This is a genomic window from Paenibacillus sp. IHB B 3084 (assembly GCF_001447315.1).
In the GTDB taxonomy this organism is placed as follows: Bacteria; Bacillota; Bacilli; order Paenibacillales; family Paenibacillaceae; genus Paenibacillus.
Genome location: NZ_CP013203.1, coordinates 740,793 through 758,814, shown reverse-complemented (window position 1 = coordinate 758,814; position 18,022 = coordinate 740,793). Strand labels below are relative to the sequence as shown.

Below are 18,022 nucleotides of genomic sequence, written 5' to 3'. Positions count from 1 at the left end.
AGACTTTATTATGACCTCGGAACAAGTAGCTCAAGATGCGATGCAAATCATTTTGCACGCAGGGGAAGCAAGAAAGCATTGTACGGATGCATTAAAGGATATTGAAAAAAGCGACTTTGACGGAGCTAAGGAGAAGATGAAATTAGCCAACGCGGAAATTGTCATCGCTCATCGCGTGCAAACGAATTGCATCCAAAAAGAAACGGAAGGAGCAAATGGAGAGTACTCCGTTTTATTTGCCCATGCGCAAGACACGCTCATGACGGTCTATAGTGAAATAAATATTGCCAAGCGGTTAATCGATATTTTTGAGAGCTTTAATCAAAGACTAACGAACCTGGAGCTAGCTCATAAATAAAGTTAGGAAGGAAGAAATCATAATGAAGAACATTCCAAAAGGGTTCCCCTCCGATTTTTTATGGGGGGAGCCGTCGCCGCCAATCAAATAGAAGGTGCTTATAATGTTGACGGAAAAGGTTTAAATGTAGCGGATATTAATGAATATATTGATGGCATTCCTTTAGAAAAAAAATCGAATACAGAGCTAACTACCGACTATATTAAAGAAGCGATTAAAAGCGAAGATAGAATTTTCCCTAAACGTTGGGGAATCGATTTCTATCACACCTATAAAGAGGACTTGAAATTATTGGGTGAACTAGGGCTTAAAACCTTTCGCACCTCGATTAATTGGGCAAGAATTTTTCCAAATGGTGACGAAGAACAACCTAATGAAGAAGGCTTGAAATTTTATGATAACCTGATCGACGAAATTATAGCGAATGGCATGGAACCGATGATAACCTTATCGCATTATGAAATGCCGCTTCATTTAACAACTGATTATAAAGGGTGGTATTCCAGAGAAGTTATTGATTTTTTTGTTCGCTTCAGTAAAGTGGTTATTAATCGTTATCACAAAAAAGTTAAATATTGGATTATTATTAATCAAATTAATTTAATTGCTTATGAATCCTTTAATCATTTAGGGATTGCGGAAGATGTAGTGGATGACTTAGCCTCCGCAAAATATCAAGGTGTGCATAATGAAATGGTGGCTTGTGGTTTAGTCACGAAGTATGCCAAAAATCTAAATAAAGATTTACAAATGGGCATGATGCTCTGCGGAGGACCCGCTTATCCGGCTACTTGCAGACCGGAAGATGTATTTGCTACTGTGAGAAGAAATCAGATGGAATACTTCTTCTCCGATGTTTTACTGCGCGGCTATTATCCTGGCTATGCTTTCCGTTATTTCGTTGACAATAATATTACCGTGGAATTCGGTGAAGGTGACGAAGAAGCGTTAAAGAACACAGCTGACTTTATGTCATTTTCCTACTATTATACTCGCATTTTTGATGAAGAAAGCATGAAAAATAAAACAGCAGCTTACCGCAATTCCGAACTTCCGGCAAATCCATGGGGATGGACCATTGATCCTATTGGTCTTCGCACCTTGCTTAACCTGTTTTATGACCGGTATCAGTGCCCTATTTTATTACGGAGAACGGGATCGGCTATCATGACACATTGGAAGAAGACAATTCCATCCATGATTCCTACCGTATTGACTATTTTCGGGCCCATATTGAGCAAATGAGAGAGGCCATTAAAGATGGGGTGGATTTAAGAGGCTATTATGCTTGGGGTCCAATTGATATTATTAGTTGTTCTTCCTCGGAAATGAGCAAACGCTATGGATTTATTTATGTGGATCAAGATGATTTTGGAAAAGGAAGTAAAAAGCGATTTCGTAAAGACAGTTTTTACTGGATGCAAAAAGTGATCGCTTCTAATGGAGAAAACTTGGAATGAGGTTTCGGAATGCCTATTTATCTGAAATTTGGCGGACGGTTGGTGATTGTGGTCGTTGCCACGGCGTTAAGCGCTCTAGCTGTTAATTTATTTATCGAGTGCAATATAGGGTCCGATACCTTAACGGTTTTGTTAGATGGATTGCATATAAGTCTCAGAGTTAGTGTCGGTCTTGCAAGCTTTTGCGTAAGTATTGTTTTTCTCGCCGCGGGTCTATTGCTAAATAGAAAATCGATCGGTTTTTCTTCCGTCATGTATTCCTTTTTGGTAGGACCCTTGATTAACTGGATTCATCCGTTTATTGCCAATATGGAGCTGGCGGATTTATCGTTCTTCAACAAAATCGTCATCGTCATCCTGGCTAACTTTTGTTTCTCTATGACTTATGTGTTGTTGATGAATTTTGGCAATGGCATGTACGCCTTAGATGCGATTTTGCGATATACGGAATCAAAATTCAGAATTAGGTATGATCTCGGCAGAATTGGTGTAGACGCGATCTTTTTAATCATCGGATTCTTGCTCGGCGGAATAGTGGGGATGGGAACGGTGATCGCCTTTATTTTAACGGGTCCAGGAACCCTGCTGCTCGAAAAGATGCTATTTAAATTTGGGAGACTGTATAAATTGTATTAAAGAAAGAGCAATTTATATAGAAAGAGGAGATAGAAACTATGGTGAAAAAAACATTTACAGTCATTGACGAATTAGGCATACACACTCGTCCGGCTTCCATCTTGGTTCAAGCCGCAAGTCAATACAATGCGGAGGTGAACATCGAATATAACGGTCGATCCATTAACTTAAAGTCGATTGTGGGCGTCATGTCTTTAGGTGTTCCACATGGAGCGCAAATTCAAATTGCTGCGGTAGGTTCCGATGCGAATAAGGCGATCCAAGGGATTGAAGAAGCATTAAAGAACGAAGGGCTTGGCGGACCATGCGAAGTTATCTAAAAGGAATCGGCGCTTCAGCTGGTATTGCGGTCGCCAAAGCCTACCGCTTGGAGGAGCCGGAGCTTCAAATTATTAAAAAAAGTATTATCGACCGGGACGCCGAAAAACAGCGATTGGAGCAGGCTATCGGCTGCGCCAAAGATGAACTGAAAAAAATTACGGAATATGTAAACCGAGAGCTTGGCGCCGATAAAGCGGAAATTCTCGTAGCCCAGTTATTGGTGTTAAACGACCCGGAGTTGTTAAATCCGGTGTTCGAGCGGATAGGCACGGAAGGCGTGAATGCGGAATTTGCCTTAAAAGAATCAGCCGACATATTTGTTTCCATGCTGGAATCTATGGAAAACGAATATATGCGGGAACGTGCGAAGGCATCCGCGATGTAACGAATCGGATAATCGCCCATTTATTAGGCGTGCAAATTCCCGATCCTAGCTTGATTTCCGAAGAAGTTGTCATCATCGCAGAGGACTTAACACCTTCAGATACGGCGCAATTAAATCGCCAATATGTGAAAGGTTTTACAACAAATATCGGCGGCCGCACTTCTCATTCAGCGATCATGGCTCGCTCCATGGAAATCCCGGCGGTTGTCGGGACAAAACAAGCTACATCCCGGATTGAACACGGCGTAATGGTGATTGTCGACGGTTTGGAGGGCGAAGTCATCATAGACCCATCATCAGAAATCATCGCACAATATGAAGCGAAAAAAGCAAAATACGAAACGCAAAAAGTGCAGTGGGCCAAATTGGTTCATGAGCCGACGGTAACTAAAGATGGCATGCATGTGGAACTGGCCGCAAACATCGGTACACCGGCTGATGTTAAAAGTGTGCTGGAAAATGGAGGGGAAGCGGTCGGGCTTTACCGTACGGAGTTCCTTTACATGGGTAGAGACCGGCTTCCGACAGAGGAAGAGCAATTTAATGCTTACAAAACAGTTCTTGAAAAAATGGAAGGGAAGCCGGTTGTTGTCCGTACGCTGGACATCGGCGGAGATAAAGAGCTGCCTTACTTAAATCTGCCCAAAGAAATGAACCCGTTTTTAGGCTTTAGAGCGATTCGTTTATGCTTGGAAGAACAAAATATTTTCCGTACGCAATTACGTGCATTATTACGTGCAAGCAGCTATGGAAACTTGAAAATCATGTTCCCTATGATTGCAACATTATCTGAATTTAGGGAAGCAAAAGCCATTCTTTTGGAAGAAAAAGAAAAGCTTGCGGCCAACGGTGTAAAAGCAGCGGATAATATTGAAATTGGCATGATGGTAGAAATACCATCTACCGCTGTAATGGCGGATCAATTTGCCAAAGAGATTGACTTTTTTAGCATTGGAACCAATGATTTGATCCAATATACCCTGGCCGCTGATCGCATGAATGAACGCGTATCTTACTTGTATCAACCATATAATCCAGCTATTTTACGGCTCATTTCAATGGTCATTGATGCGGCGCACAAAGAAGGAAAATGGGTTGGGATGTGCGGAGAAATGGCAGGCGATCCGATGGCCATTCCTTTATTGCTTAGTCTGGGGCTTGATGAGTTCTCCATGAGTGCAACCTCAATCCTCCCGGCACGTACACAAATCAAAGAGCTGGCAAGTGAACATGCACAAAGCATTAAAGAGGCCGTTCTATCAATGAAAACGTCAGAAGAAGTTATTGAGTTTGTAAAAAGGACATTCTATATCCATAACTCCCTAGGAAGTCAGGTGTAACAATCTGTCTCTTCTGATTAACTTTATAATACGAATCGGTGCTTTAGTTGAAGAAAAAACATCATTAAGGTGTACTTCCATATTCCTATCATGCTAAGGCAAGTTAATACCCCAAAACAGCTTAGTGAAGCACGCTTTGCGTGCAGGCTTTCGAACAGATTATGTGTTAATGGACAACTGGTTCACGCTAAGTGAGATCTGCCGCGTTTTGCCCAAAACAAAAAAGATGCTATTTGGAGCTCGGTCCTGTCCAGACTGGGCTATTCTTTTGGTATGCCGATGCAGTTCGTGATCTGGATTATCAAACGACTCTGCAACAATTGATGTCATTCTTTGTAGATCTCGCATCCGCAAAAAACAAACAAAGCAAACAAAACGTATAGTGTCAACTCCACCAGTGGATAGCTGATTCGCCTTTGTATATCAAGGGTTTATTCGGTCATTCAAGCTGCAAAAGTTGAGTTACTAACAAGGTGTGGGCTATTTGGAAATTCACAACATATAAAAAAAGTGTCAAATTGATTTTTCAATTTGACACTTTTTTATATTGGATAGGATAATGAGTCGTGTATCCTAAATTGCAAAAGATCTGTAAAGACTTATATGTAGATTCATTTTTCGAATGGATCTCTCCCAAATGATATTATTTATTTTTAGTGTATAGTGATCGTACAGAAAGTGGTGTTTATGGGCTGTATAGACATTTGGATACGAGGAGGCACGATCTGTGGATTCAATGCAGTATATTATCGGCTCTAATTTAGCTCATATCAGGAAGATTAGAGGACTTAGCCTGGATAAGGTGGCAGAACTGACAGGGGTCAGCAAAGGAATGCTGGCACAGATTGAGAAGGGAAAATCCAATCCTACGGTGACTACACTTTGGAAAATCGCCAACGGTTTGCATGTGTCCTTTTCCACATTCCTCAAAGAGGACTCCCCGCAAATCACTAAAATCAGCAGGGAAGACCTGCATCCGGTGATTGATGAGGATGGTAACTATTTTGTTTACCCTATCTTCCCGTATCATTCGGAAAAGAAGTTCGAGGTGTTCACCGTAAGTCTGAAGCCGGGCTTTACACATCAGGCAGAGAAGCATCTGGGAGAAGAATCGATTCTCATGATCCGCGGGGAAATGTACTTTGAAATGCAGGAACAACAGCATAAACTGAGCGCAGGGGATGCTGTGCAATTTCAAGTGACTGACCTTCATACGTACCGTAATGAGTCGGATGAGGATGCGGATTTTTATGTATTGATTTATTATGCGGATTAGTGGGATGATTAGCACAGTCTAAAACAGGCTTCCACTATATAAAAAGATAGCTACGAGGAAAAGAGAGGAAAGAGAACCCATGGAAAGCAAGTACATCCGAGAAACCTACTGCTTCAAGACGTCCCGTGTATTTCCCAACGATATCAACAATCATAACACGCTCTTCGGAGGCCGATTGATGTCGTATATCGACGATATTGCGTCTATCGCAGCCTCCAAGCTATGCCGCACGAATACGGTCACGGCGTCTACGGATTCGGTGGATTTTTTGCTGCCCATTCATCCGAGCGATTCTGTCACGCTGGAGGCGTTCGTTACCTGGACAGGCCGTAGCTCTATGGAGGTCTTCGTGAAGGTCATTCGCGAAGGACTGATGACTGGCGACCGGAAAATCGCAGCCACCGCCTTCCTGACCTTTGTGGCGCTGGACGAGAACAACCGTAAAGTGATCGTGCCGCAGGTCATCCCAGAGACAGAAGAGGAATTACAACTGCACCAGACCGCGCCGTCTCGTGCAGCGATACGACGTCAGCGCAGGGAGGAAAGCAAGCAACTGGCGAGCTTCCTCACGACAAATTATCCGTGGGAGCTGTAACGTCCTGTCATATGGGTTGCCAGAGCACCGCAGGTTTACAAACATCGCGACCTTGTGTCATGGATTACTGATACAATAAATGACAATGGTCCTGAGATGAGTTCAATGTAAAAGGCGGGAGCGATGTGAATCTAAGAGCAGTGCGTGCGTGGATTACTTACGATTGGGCCAATTCAGGCTATGCAACGACGATACTGGCAGCAGTGTTGCCTATATTTTACAGCTCTGTTGCAGCTTCGACGCTGGATGCGACAACCGCATCCTCCTATCTGGGGTACACACATGCAATCGGCATGTTATGTGTAGCATTATTGTCTCCTGTGCTCGGGGCGGTTGCCGATCTGACAGGCAGCAAGCTGTCTTTCCTGCGAATTTTTACGGGGATTGGTATCGTCGCCACACTGGGCTTTAGCCTGGTAGGAGAAGGAGACTGGCTGCTGGCTTCCGCGCTGCTGGTCTTGTCGACCATCGGATTTGCGGGCGGCAACACCTTTTATGATGCGATGCTCCCTGATCTGGTTCCTTCCGGTAAGCGGGAAACCGTATCGGCCAAAGGCTACGCTTATGGTTACATTGGCGGGGGAATCTTGTTGGCGATCAACATGCTGATGATCCAAAAGCCTCAATGGTTCGGATTAGGAAACACACTGGAGGGAACACGTCTTGCGTTTGTTTCGGTGGCGGTATGGTGGTTGGTGTTTTCTTTGCCTTTATTGCTTCAAGGTCGCCAGCGGCACAGGAGCGGTGAAGGGGAAAGACAAGACCAAGAAAGGCAAACAGGCAGCCTTTTATTCGACTCTGCCTACTGGAAGGCCGGATTTCGGCGGATTCAGGGCACGATGCGCCAAATTCGGCGTTTTCCACAATTGCTTAAATTGCTGCTATCTTTTTGGTTTTTCAATGACGGGATTAATACGATTATATTAATGGCTGCTATTTACGGAACGGGGATTGGGATTGGCACGACGGATCTGATTGCGGCGCTGTTGATAACCCAATTTATTGGCTTTCCCTGTACGCTCCTGCTTGGCAAATGGGCCGAACGCTGGGGATCGCGCCGGATGCTCATGTTCTCGCTCGGGATTTACATGCTGATCGTCATTCTTGGATTTTTCATGACTCAGGCGCTACATTTTTATGTGCTGGCGGCTATGGTCGGTCTGGTACAGGGGAGCAGTCAGTCCATTTCCCGGTCTTTATTCAGCGATCTGATGCCAGCCAGCCGGACGGGTGAATTTTTTGGTTTCGTGAACATTACGGGCAAGTTTTCATCCATTTTCGGCCCGTTTATCTTTGGCTTGGTCGGTCAGCTAACCGGTTCCTCTCGCTGGGGTATTTTATCGCTGTTTGCCTTTTTCGCTATCGGTATACTGATGCTGTGGACTGTGGATATCGCGAAGGGGAAGGCAGACGCGCTTCAAGCTGATCTGGACAAGGGATAGCCCACATACAGGTTCAACCATCATTTTCCCGCAAAAAGAAGCCGTTCTTCCGTTAGCAGTGAGCTGCTGGGAAGACGGCTTTTTGGAAATAACGGAGTCACTGGAAGCTGCTACTTCAATGACAATGATGATGTCTATTCGATGATGAATGAACTAATCTACTTTCACTACACGAAAATGCTGATTCGTTCCGCCGTTATCCCCCCATTGAATCGCTTTGGCTCCATCGGAGGTAGTGCCTTCGGAAATGTCGATCAGCTTGCCCGTTGCCCGGTTTTTCAGTTTGTAATAACCTCCGGTTACAGATACCAGTTGCCATTGCTGGCTGGACCAGCCTCCGTCGCTCCATTGCTCGATGATCGCGCCGTCCGTCGTCGCTCCGTTTTCAACGCCGATCAGCTTGCCACTGTTGCGGTTGACGATTTTGTAATATCCGCCGCCCGCGTCTTTGAGCTGCCATTGCTGGCTGGATGCTCCCGAATCCGCACGCTGTTCCAGATCTGCTCCATCCGTGGTTGCACCGTCAATTACATTCAGCGGCTTGTTGCTCTTGCGGCTTACCAACTGATAATATCCGTCCGGATCAATGGCGATTGGCGTAGTTACGCCTTGAACCACCCCGCTGGCGGTGTCGATGTTCATACTGTCAAACCAGTCCATAGCCAAAGAAGTCCCGGTTGGAAAACGCAGCGGCAGCCATACATATTGTGAATCCTGCACAGGACCGCTCCACGCTCCGGCCCAACGGTCGCCCAAATACAGGTACGAGGTCGTCTGAGTACCTTCTACCGGAATAACGTAGGCCGATTGTGAACCGTAGGTCGTACTGTCTCCGAAGTTAATCGTGTTGCTCCACGTTCCCTCAATGCTGGATGCCGTAGCATACTTGGCCTGGTTGGGATTCCAGCCTGTTGCCCCGGATGTGATCAGGAAGTAGACGTCTCCTTTTTTGAACATTGCCGGAGCTTCACGATATTGTCCCGGCCAGAGTGTGGTCACTAGCGCTTCAACTTGCAGAAAATCCGGTGTCAGACGATAAATGTTCAAATCGGCATTCACACGGGTAGCAGAAATCAGGTAAGCCGTACCATTGTCGTTGTACACAGTCATATCCCTTGAATCGTAATCCAGTGGACGGAAGCTGCCCTGATAGGTGTAATCGCCGTCCACAGTATCGGAAGAGGCAACTGCCACCCGGGCTTCGTTGTAATTAACTCCATTTTCCTTGTGCATCCACAATACGTATTTGCGTGTTTTCTCATTATAAATGACTTTTGGGCGTTCGATATTCGAAACATTCAGCTCTACTGCCGAACTGCTGGTCAGCACGTTTTTGCGGAACTCCCAGTTTTTTAAATCAGAGGAACGGTAGGCGGAAACAGCCTTGAATGTGCCGTTGGGGTTGCGATTTTCACCAAACCAGTAGTAGTAACCGTCTACCTTAATCATACCGCCCCCATGAGCATGAACCACGTTTCCAGCAGTGTCTTTAAACTGAATGCCATTCACAACATTCGCTGGGGCCGCTGAAGCAATCTTCGGTGAAAACATCTGGAAAATGCTCAATGACAGCAAAACAGCGAGCATAATACACAGTAAGACGGCAAAATCATATTTCATTGTTTCGTCCCCCTCTGTATTTTTTTAAAGCGCTTACAAAAATGATTTATACTGAATAGCTCTCTATGCTGATACCTATCACCCTGTCTGATGATGCAATGTGAGCAGCAAGAGGATTATATCCCAATTGTATCCATATTGAATTGAAAGTGCTAGAGTAGTATATTGACCATGTACACCGCACACTTATTACGGCATAGGGGGCCAACCATGGAAATATATGCGATTGACACGAGCAAGCCGGAGGCAGACGGTCATTACGAGTCACTGCTGAACCGGGTTTCGACTGAAAAGCGGCAGAAGCTGGATCGTTTTTTGCATCGGGAGGATGCTTTAAGGGGCTTATACGCCGATGTGCTGTTAAGATGGTTGGCCTGTCGGCAATTGAAGGTATCTAACGCCAGTCTTCAGTTTACATATAATGCTTTCGGCAAGCCTTCCTTGTTGAATGCACCCGCATTCCATTTTAATGTTTCTCACTCGGGAAAATGGGTGGTATGCGCCGTGGATGATCATCCGCTCGGAATCGACATTGAACAGCTCCGTCCTATTGATTTTGAGGTGGGGAGGGTGTGCTTTTCGGACAAGGAGTATGATGCGTTGATGCGCCAGGAGGCGGAGAGCCGCTTATCTTATTTTTACGATCTGTGGACGCTCAAGGAAAGCTTTGTGAAGGCCGAAGGGCAGGGATTAACGCTGCCTCTAAAGTCATTTTCATTCAATTTAAGCGAGTGTCCGTTGATCGGTTTTACGACGGAAGGCTTTACCACCGAGTATTGTCATTTTAAACAGTATGAGATCGATGGACACTACAAAATGGCTGTCTGTGCAACACATGACCACTTTGCCGATCTGGTGCAGCAGGTAAACATACATACACTATATTTGGAATCGGCAGCACAGGCGTAATTTGAAGCACCATCCGACTGCGCAGTGGCGATATAGTAACTCTTAGTTTGGTTTATATAGTTGGAAAAAAGGGAGATGAGCTGCGTTGACGCTAACATTGTTCAAGCACGGCAAGCTGTATGGGGAATGGGCTACCAAGGGAGATTCGGTCATTGTACAAAATGGCATTATACAGGCCATCGGACAAGCACGGGAGCTTGAATTGCAATTGTCGGGTAAGGAATATGACACGGTGGATTGGGAGGACGCTTATGTGTTGCCGGGCTTGACCGACTCACATATGCATTTGTCCATGCATGGCATGAAGCTGGCGATGCTGGATTTTACGTCGGCTACTTCGAAGGAAGAAATGCTTGATATGCTGCGTAAACGGGTTGCGGTAACACCGCCGGGAGAATGGATTTTAGGGCTGAACTGGAACGAAAATGCGTTTATTCCTGTTGAGATTCCGACCCTATCGGAGCTTGATGCCATTACGGATCAGCACCCGGTATATTTGACTCGTACATGCTTTCATACGTTTCTGGCGAATTCAGAAGCGTTTCGACGTGCTGGTATTGGCGAGAACACCCCTGATCCGGCTTCGGGAGCCTACGGAAGAAATGCTGATGGACAGTTGAACGGATTGATTTATGAGGAAGCGTCCACTGCCTTTACAAGTGTGCAGCCAGAGCCGGATTATTCGGTTAAAAAAGATGCAATCCGCCGAGCTTGTCTGGATGCACTACGGCTCGGTTTGACGGCTGCGCACACGGAGGATTTGCGTTTTCTGGGCAGCGTGGACACCATGCAGCGGATTTACAGGGAGCTGAGGGAGGAAGGCATTGCTTTTCGTACGCATCAGCTCATCTATCATCCGTTCATGGAAGAAGCGAGAGCGCAAGGTTTGCGTGCTGGTGACGGAAATGAGTGGTTTAAAATCGGCGCGGTAAAAATGTTTGCCGATGGTGCGATTGGTGGAAGAACTGCGCTATTGTCTGCGCCCTATAGCGATGCTCCACATACCAGCGGCATGGCGATTCAACCGCAACCAGAGCTGAATCAGATGGTGGCGGCTGTCAGAGCCGCAGGTTTTCCGGTCGCTGTACATGCGATAGGGGATGGGGCGGCGCATATGATTTTGACAGCGATGGAAGCCCATGCGCTAACGGAGGAAAGCGGTTTGCCGGATCGTCTGATCCACGGACAGGTGCTGACTGCCGATCTAGTTAAGAGAATGGCGAAGCTGCCGCTGATTGCAGACATCCAGCCGCGTTTTGTAGCAAGTGATTTCCCGTGGGTGCTGGATCGGGTTGGCGAGGAACGTACTGAATATTTGTATGCCTGGAAAAAGCTGCTGAGCGCAGGTATTCCATGTGCTGGCGGCAGTGACGCGCCGATTGAGCCGTTGGACCCTTTTCTCGGCATGCATGCCGCTGTGACCCGCACCAAGCCAGGAGAGACGCATGAGGGCTATCTTCCCGATGAAAAGCTGGACATTCACGAAGCCATTCATCTGTTTACCATCGGAAGCGCAGTAGCTGCGGGAGAAGCGGATGAACGGGGGGCGATGGCTGTAGGCAAAGCCGCCGATTTTACGGTCATTGACCGGGACTTGTCGGAGCGCCCACAGGCTTTGCTTGACGTTAAAGCACGTATGACGGTTGTGAACGGAATGGTTGCGTACCGGGCATAGACGGGCGATAAGGGTGTATGCAAAAAACCTTCAACCTCACGCTAAAAGTGGAGTTGAAGGTTTTTTGGCCTTTACAAACCACGCTGTGCGAAACGGTCTGCATTTTTCACGCTGGACCATAGATCAGAGCTTGCCCCGCCCGGATACCAGTAGGCGAAGCCTGCAAACCCTTTGTCCTGTCCCAGACGGTATTTACGGGTAAAGGATCGCCCTTCCTCCAGCCATAGCTTATGAAGCTGAGTATCCCTGTAGGAAACCGTATACTGCTGAATATCCTCATGCCAGACCGGTTTGGAGGTGGAACGAGACATAAGCTGGTTTTGCTCAATCAGGGAAATATCCGACGAAGCGACCGATTGACCACTCGCATTCAGGGTCCAGTTTCGTGTGAATAGAGGCAATGCCAATATCGCTTTATCCGGATCGGTGGTTAGTAGAAAGCGCCGTACGCTTTCACGGAGCCAAGGTAATGAGGATACGGAGCCGGGGGTTGAGCTGCCTCCCCAATGTTCGTCATATCCCATCAGAATCAAATAGTCTGCCGCAGCGCCAAGCTGCTCATAATCAAAGGCGGCTGTCCAGTCTGTACCGTAATCAGGAGATACACAGATTGCCAGTACAGCATTCAAGCCTTTTAACTTGGCTTTTAATTGTTGGATGAACAACGTGAGCTGAGTACGATCCTGACCATCTACATTTTCAAAATCAATCACAAGCCCATCCAGATGATGTGTAGATACGGCATTCGCAAGCTGAGTTATGGTTTTGTTCCGTAAAACATCACTGGATAGGATTTGGTGTGTCATCGTTAGATTGGAACGGTTGCCTACCATCGCCCAGACTTTTTTTGATGCTGTTTGGACCAGGTGAGGAGCGAGGTGTTTGTAAGATCACTAATATTACCCGTTTCGTTTAGAAAAAACCAGCGTGGTGATAGGGTGTTGATGTTAGATTGAAGCACGGAGCTTTCAAACTGTTGAACGCTCTGGTCATATTGCCAGCCTAGTCGGATGGAAGATGCCGTGGAGGCTGTTTTGGAGGCATGCTGTGTTGAATACGTCAGCAGACGTTCCAGAAGTGCTGCTGTTTCTTCGCGGGTCAGGGAAGATGTGGGGCGAAATTGGTTTCCTTCCCCTTTCATAAAGCCGTAACGGTTCACGGTAGTTACAGCTTCAACAGCCCAATCTGCAATCTGGTCGGTGTCTGTAAAAGTGGAAACCGCTGCTCCTGATCCCGTCGAGCGTATGAGGCGTGCGATCATCAAGGCTGCTTCTTGCCGGGTTACAGGGCTGTTGGGGTGAAACGTGGCGGATGTCCCTCCCTGCACCACGTCAAGCTGGGAGGCTGCTTCAATCCATCCGTAATACCAGGCTTGTTTGGATACATCCCGATAGGAGGAGACCGATGCTTGTACAGGTTCCAGACCGAGTGTGCGATCCAGCGCGGTAACCCATTCGGCTCTCGTAACCGCCTTTTTGGGAGAAAAGTAGCCGGGTCGTGTACCTGCCAAAAATCCTTTGGCGTGCAGTGAGGTGATCGATTGATAAGCATAGCTGTCTGAAATATCCCGAAACGCCACACCGGCTGCGGCTGCGGGAACGGATAAACTTGAAGCGGATGCAGTTATTATAGTAATGGCGGCAGTCGCCAACAGGGTGAGTTTGGTTAGCAAGCGTGATCGTATGGGGCTCATACACAATAACCTTCTTTTTTATGATAGATTGTCAGACGAATCGCTCGTCACATGACGACTAATACTATCAAAAATAGTAAAGTTATTCATTGCTAAATTGTTGGAAAACACAAAAAAGCCCTTACCTGGTAGAGGCAACGGACTTCACATTCGAAACTATTCTTTTTTGGCATACATTATACCAATCGTCTGTGGACCACAATGACTGGAAATGACACATCCGGCTGTTGCCAGCAGCACCTCTTGCGCTCCCGTTTCTTCCTGCAAACGGGCTTGCAGCATCAGTGCATCTTCCTTAGCCAAAGCATGTACGACAATAATGATATCGTTATCCATATGTTCCCGCTGGTTCAGGGCATTTTGCAGCATCTGATCCAGCGCCTTTTCACGTTTGCCGCGGACTTTGTACGCAGGTGTCATTTTTCCGTCTATTACTTTGATCACCGGACGAATTTTGAGCAGACTACCGATCAGGTTTTGCATCCCTGAGCATCTTCCGCCTTTGTACAGATATTCGAGCGTATCAATCACGAATTCCGTGTCTATCAAGGGGCGGGTTCTCGTCAACATGCCCACAATCTGTTCCATTGTACTGCCGTTGGCTGCAGCGCGTGCGGCCTTTATCACGAGCATGCCAAAGCCGCACGACAGATTCAGGGAATCAAAGACGGTAATGCGACCTTCCGGGAACTCGGAGGTAGCGAGCAGCGCATTTTGGTAGGTTGAGGACAGCTCGGAAGACAGACTGATATATAAAATGTCGTCCCCTTGTTCTATGTAGGGAGCAAAGGCTTGAATAAAGTCCGATGGAGAAGGTGCGGCGGTTCGCGGCAAATGTCCCTCACGACTTATGCGCTGAAATAACTGTTCTGGCTGGATATCCACACCGTCCCTTAATGATTCATCCCCAAACACCGTATACAATGGTACAATGCCAATCTCGTACTGTTCGCGCCATTGGACTGGAATATCACTGGTACTGTCCGCAAAAATTTTGATTTTGTTCATACATTGAATCCTCTCTGTGTGATGCGGAGATATTATAAGGATTGCACAGAGGAAGGATAGATATCCGCTGTGTTACTCGGAACGGCAAGACCCATGGCCAGAAGTGCAATGAAGCCCAAAATAATGAACGCATTAATGATTAGCCCTGCAATGGCAAATGCTTTCTTACGGTTCTTCAACGCAATTCCAATAATGCCGACCACAAGCCCGGCGCAATTCAATAACAGACTGCCTAAAAATACAAAAGGAAGCAGGACGGTTCCGGTTTGTTGCAGAACAACTTCTGGGTCCAGGGTTTGGTATTGGCTGAAATGAGCCAACAGATTAATGACCATAACAGCCAGAATGATATACCCGATCAGGCTGACGAGCGACATAATAAAAGAAGCAAGACCGGGACCGGAATGCTTGAGCTTGACTGGAGGCTGGAAGACGGGAGCTTCTGAAAAAACAGGATGCTCCTCAGACGCAACAGGCTTTTGCAGATTAGGATCTTGGTTACTCATTTTTTCAACTCCTTGAACAGTATCCGAACAGGTACTAATTTTCCACAAAATGAACAAAAAAGCAAGGGACCTTACACATTACCCTCCAAAAGGTAGGGTTTAATCATGGAATTCTGCAAGGTTCCAATTTAAATGGAGTGGCTGGTAAACTTCATATGGATTCGATAAAATAAAGAGATAGCTTGGATTAGAGGATGAGATGAAAAGGAGTACACAAACATGCAACGTAGATGGATAATTGTGGGATCTATAATGATGCTGCTGGCGGTAGCTATTGGAGCGTTCGGGGCTCATATCGTGAAAACGCGGATCGACGCGGACGCTTTGGCCGTATATGAAACCGGTGTGAAATATCATATGATTCATGCTGTCGGTTTGCTGATCATTGCATTGGCTGCGGGACAGTGGGGAGCGTCGGCTCGTTTAAAATGGGCAGCGCGGCTGCTGTTTACGGGAATCATTTTGTTTTCCGGCAGCTTGTATGTGCTGAGTTTGACCGGGATTCGCGTGTTAGGTGCCATTACCCCGCTGGGGGGCGTGTGTTTTATCGCAGGTTGGCTTTTGCTGGCATTAGCTGCCTTGGGTTTGAAGAAAGAGGATTAGTTTAACTTTCCAGATCATATCACAAAAAAAAGAGAATCGCTTGGAAAGACATAACGTTTTTCCAAACGATTCTCTTTTTGCGTGTTTATTCATGATGTAAGTGTTTTACTTTTACGATGTGATTTCATCAATTTCATTCATTTTAAAGGAGTAAACCTGCTTCTCATCCACATGATACACACTCAACAAGCTATTATCATGATCCAAATTAAGTATGCGACACGGGATGCTTCGTTGTCCGCCATAGCGGTTCACGATTAACCGTACAAGCGTATTATCTTGTATATAACGTTTAATCCAATCATGGGTGCTAAGTTCTTGTTGTGTTACAGGCTTCGGCTGTACGTGGGATTGTTTGATCTCTTGAACGACAGGTGGCTTGTTCATAGCCGCGTCTAATTTTTTTTGGAGAACTTCTCCGCAAGCTTAGCGGCAGCGTCAGATGAGCCGTTAGCGGCTGACTGTTTTTTTAGATACAGTGCAGCTTCGATTAAATTACCAAGTTCGATACCGGATTGAATCCGGCTATCCGCAATTTGTTCGTTTTGACTCAAGAGGTTAAGCAGAAACTGAAGGGCCTCTACATTGGAACGACCTTTAACTAATACATCTACATTAAATAAATAACTGGCTTCGTCTTGATTTGATTCTGTTTTCATACATCCTCCAGCCCAAGCCCTGGGTAATTAGTCTTTTATAGTACCTATCAATATATCATTAAAACGAAATCTGTCATAGTACCTTAGGCCCTGTTATTAGGTATCAACAAAAATAGGGCCTGATAAACGTATAAAAATTCCGGACGAAAAATGGAGGTGCATAGTTGAACGAAGATACACATGGACCCCGTCGGATAAAGTTTTGTGAAGTCCTGCAAGTGATCACCAATTGATGAAAATACCAACTTGTACTATACATATACAGAGAATAAACGAGAGTGAGAGTGAAATCAAGCAGTTTGAATTTTAAATATTTCTTTTGATTGTAATATGTATGGAAAGCGAAGAAAAGTGGATAATATAAGACTCCGTTAGTGGCTTCATCTGCGCTGACAAGTGATTTCAGGGAAGGGGTATTCTGTCGGGATGCTCTTTTTCACTTGCCGTTATAGATAGCACGGTGGAACCCTAGCATAAATAACGGCAAGCTCATTTGAATGGTAAGTGTTGGAGCATGTAAAGTGTTCAGAGTGATTTAGGTTTAGCAATAGATGGACTAAGTCTAGGGTTGGGTTACTGGTGGGAGATCCTCAAGATGTTCGAAAATAAGCAGTTGCTTCTCTCTTGCGACCTTGACCATTTCATCAGCACCCTGTGAGGGTCCTCCAATTCGAAGCACTGCATCGCAGTGGTCTAGCAAGCGAATGGAGGACGGATGAAAAATGCGGTTGAAAACCTCATCTCCCAAAGAAGTGGAACCAGCTGTGGCGATTAGGGGCAATGCATACCACTCCCCTAGAACCGGTAAATGCCCAGTTTCATAAACTTGAAGAGCAATTTCATTCATGAACTGAACATTTTTCTCGATCAGCACGGGATCATCTGACGTTCCAGAACGATAAGGTCCCGCTATAAGAATATGCAACGAATTTGTTTTTTCCTTTAAAAGACCATGGATTTGAGCGTATTGGAGCAGCAAAATCGTCTTGGCATCACGAATTTCTCCGCTTTTGACCAAATTGAGCGCCTGAATAAAAGGAAGCTCTACCACTTCAATGTTTTCCTGGTCATCCTCGAGTCCACCACCCAGTCCTGTTGCCATATCTTCGTTATACTCTGCTACAAAAAAGTACAGGATTTCGGTAACCGATCCGGGCGACATGTAGGCCTCACCAACCTTTTGTACACAGTCGACACGGTATCCTGTCTCTTCCTCCGTTTCCCGCAGGATACTTTCCTCCGGTGTCTCTTTATCGAGCAGACCTGCACAGGTTTCGATAAGCATTCCCGTCTCATTACCGTTCTGGTAGGTTGGCATTCGGAACTGTCTGGTCAATACTATGGTTTGTTTTTTTCGATTATAAAGTAGGATTGTTGCTCCGTTGCCGCGGTCGTACACTTCACGGGATTGTGTCTCCCATTGGCCACTGTTTTTTTCATACTCGAACGTGACTTTCTTTAAGATGTACCAGTTATCCGATAAAAGCTCCTCTTTGACGATCCGTACTCTTGGTTGTTGCTCCATTGCTTTCATGT

Annotated in this window: 17 protein-coding genes and 2 pseudogenes; 11 read left to right on the top strand and 8 right to left on the bottom strand. The window is 46.0% G+C overall.

The features are described 5' to 3' along the window. Positions 1–10: 10 nt before the first annotated feature. The 8 genes and pseudogenes from ASL14_RS03555 (at position 11) to ASL14_RS03520 (ending at position 7,813) form a co-directional block, all read left to right on the top strand. Positions 11–358, top strand: coding sequence for a PTS lactose/cellobiose transporter subunit IIA (locus ASL14_RS03555; RefSeq protein WP_134910476.1), 348 nt, complete (start codon positions 11–13; stop codon positions 356–358). Between the two features lie 60 nt (positions 359–418). Continuing rightward, positions 419–1,818, top strand: a pseudogene (locus ASL14_RS03550) (glycoside hydrolase family 1 protein). A 9-nt stretch (positions 1,819–1,827) separates the two neighbouring features. Beyond that, a complete protein-coding gene (locus ASL14_RS03545; protein ID WP_134910475.1) occupies positions 1,828–2,454 on the top strand; it encodes a DUF6198 family protein in 627 nt (208 codons plus the stop codon). Positions 2,455–2,492: 38 nt separating this feature from the next. Continuing rightward, complete coding sequence (locus ASL14_RS03540) at positions 2,493–2,774, top strand: phosphocarrier protein HPr (RefSeq protein WP_134910474.1); 282 nt, start codon at positions 2,493–2,495, stop codon at positions 2,772–2,774. Then, positions 2,759–4,500, top strand: a pseudogene (gene ptsP / locus ASL14_RS03535) (phosphoenolpyruvate--protein phosphotransferase). Before ASL14_RS03540 ends, ptsP begins: the two are co-directional and overlap by 16 nt. Positions 4,501–5,227: 727 nt before the next feature. Continuing rightward, on the top strand, positions 5,228–5,776 hold the full coding sequence (locus ASL14_RS03530; RefSeq protein WP_134910473.1) for a helix-turn-helix domain-containing protein: 549 nt from the start codon (positions 5,228–5,230) through the stop codon (positions 5,774–5,776). Positions 5,777–5,855: 79 nt separating this feature from the next. Further along, positions 5,856–6,371 carry an acyl-CoA thioesterase gene (locus tag ASL14_RS03525; RefSeq protein ID WP_134910472.1) on the top strand — a complete coding sequence of 172 codons (516 nt, stop codon included), beginning with the start codon at positions 5,856–5,858 and terminating at the stop codon, positions 6,369–6,371. A 125-nt stretch (positions 6,372–6,496) separates the two neighbouring features. Beyond that, on the top strand, positions 6,497–7,813 hold the full coding sequence (locus ASL14_RS03520) for an MFS transporter (RefSeq protein ID WP_134910471.1): 1,317 nt from the start codon (positions 6,497–6,499) through the stop codon (positions 7,811–7,813). Positions 7,814–7,966: 153 nt separating this feature from the next. Here the strand turns inward: ASL14_RS03520 and ASL14_RS03515 are convergent, their stop codons facing one another. Next, positions 7,967–9,433 carry an RICIN domain-containing protein gene (locus tag ASL14_RS03515; protein ID WP_134910470.1) on the bottom strand — a complete coding sequence of 489 codons (1,467 nt, stop codon included), beginning with the start codon at positions 9,431–9,433 and terminating at the stop codon, positions 7,967–7,969. Between the two features lie 210 nt (positions 9,434–9,643). Between ASL14_RS03515 and ASL14_RS03510 the strand changes: the two genes are divergently transcribed. Both ASL14_RS03510 and ASL14_RS03505 read left to right on the top strand, forming a co-directional pair. Continuing rightward, on the top strand, positions 9,644–10,342 hold the full coding sequence (locus ASL14_RS03510) for a 4'-phosphopantetheinyl transferase family protein (RefSeq protein WP_025681877.1): 699 nt from the start codon (positions 9,644–9,646) through the stop codon (positions 10,340–10,342). An 85-nt stretch (positions 10,343–10,427) separates the two neighbouring features. Continuing rightward, positions 10,428–12,017: an amidohydrolase gene (locus ASL14_RS03505; RefSeq protein WP_134910469.1), complete on the top strand. Its 1,590-nt coding sequence runs from the start codon at positions 10,428–10,430 to the stop codon at positions 12,015–12,017. Between the two features lie 71 nt (positions 12,018–12,088). On the opposite strand, the gene ASL14_RS27720 is transcribed toward ASL14_RS03505, so the two are convergent. The 4 genes from ASL14_RS27720 to ASL14_RS03490 all read right to left on the bottom strand — a co-directional run bounded on the left by ASL14_RS27720 (position 12,089) and on the right by ASL14_RS03490 (position 15,224). Then, complete coding sequence (locus ASL14_RS27720; RefSeq protein WP_237171608.1) at positions 12,089–12,850, bottom strand: glycosyl hydrolase family 18 protein; 762 nt, start codon at positions 12,848–12,850, stop codon at positions 12,089–12,091. Beyond that, positions 12,844–13,710 (bottom strand): S-layer homology domain-containing protein, encoded by an 867-nt coding sequence (locus tag ASL14_RS27715; protein WP_223264182.1) that lies wholly within the window; start codon positions 13,708–13,710, stop codon positions 12,844–12,846. Before ASL14_RS27715 ends, ASL14_RS27720 begins: the two co-directional genes overlap by 7 nt. A 156-nt stretch (positions 13,711–13,866) precedes the next feature. Beyond that, positions 13,867–14,718 (bottom strand): DegV family protein, encoded by an 852-nt coding sequence (locus ASL14_RS03495; RefSeq protein ID WP_134910468.1) that lies wholly within the window; start codon positions 14,716–14,718, stop codon positions 13,867–13,869. 32 nt (positions 14,719–14,750) lie between these two features. Continuing rightward, a complete protein-coding gene (locus ASL14_RS03490) occupies positions 14,751–15,224 on the bottom strand; it encodes a hypothetical protein (protein WP_134910467.1) in 474 nt (157 codons plus the stop codon). 219 nt (positions 15,225–15,443) lie between these two features. On the opposite strand from ASL14_RS03490, the gene ASL14_RS03485 reads away from it, so the two are divergent. Next, entirely contained in the window at positions 15,444–15,827 is a 384-nt protein-coding gene (locus ASL14_RS03485) for a DUF423 domain-containing protein (protein WP_134910466.1), read from the top strand. Between the two features lie 111 nt (positions 15,828–15,938). On the opposite strand, the gene ASL14_RS27710 is transcribed toward ASL14_RS03485, so the two are convergent. From ASL14_RS27710 to nudK, 3 genes are all read right to left on the bottom strand, one after another. Then, the gene (locus tag ASL14_RS27710) at positions 15,939–16,214 is read right to left on the bottom strand and encodes a hypothetical protein (RefSeq protein WP_223264181.1); all 276 of its coding nucleotides are present in this window, start codon (positions 16,212–16,214) and stop codon (positions 15,939–15,941) included. 8 nt (positions 16,215–16,222) lie between these two features. Then, positions 16,223–16,486: a hypothetical protein gene (locus ASL14_RS27705; RefSeq protein WP_223264180.1), complete on the bottom strand. Its 264-nt coding sequence runs from the start codon at positions 16,484–16,486 to the stop codon at positions 16,223–16,225. Between the two features lie 562 nt (positions 16,487–17,048). After that, positions 17,049–18,020, bottom strand: coding sequence for a GDP-mannose pyrophosphatase NudK (gene nudK / locus ASL14_RS03475; protein ID WP_134910465.1), 972 nt, complete (start codon positions 18,018–18,020; stop codon positions 17,049–17,051). Between the last annotated feature and the right edge of the window lie 2 nt (positions 18,021–18,022).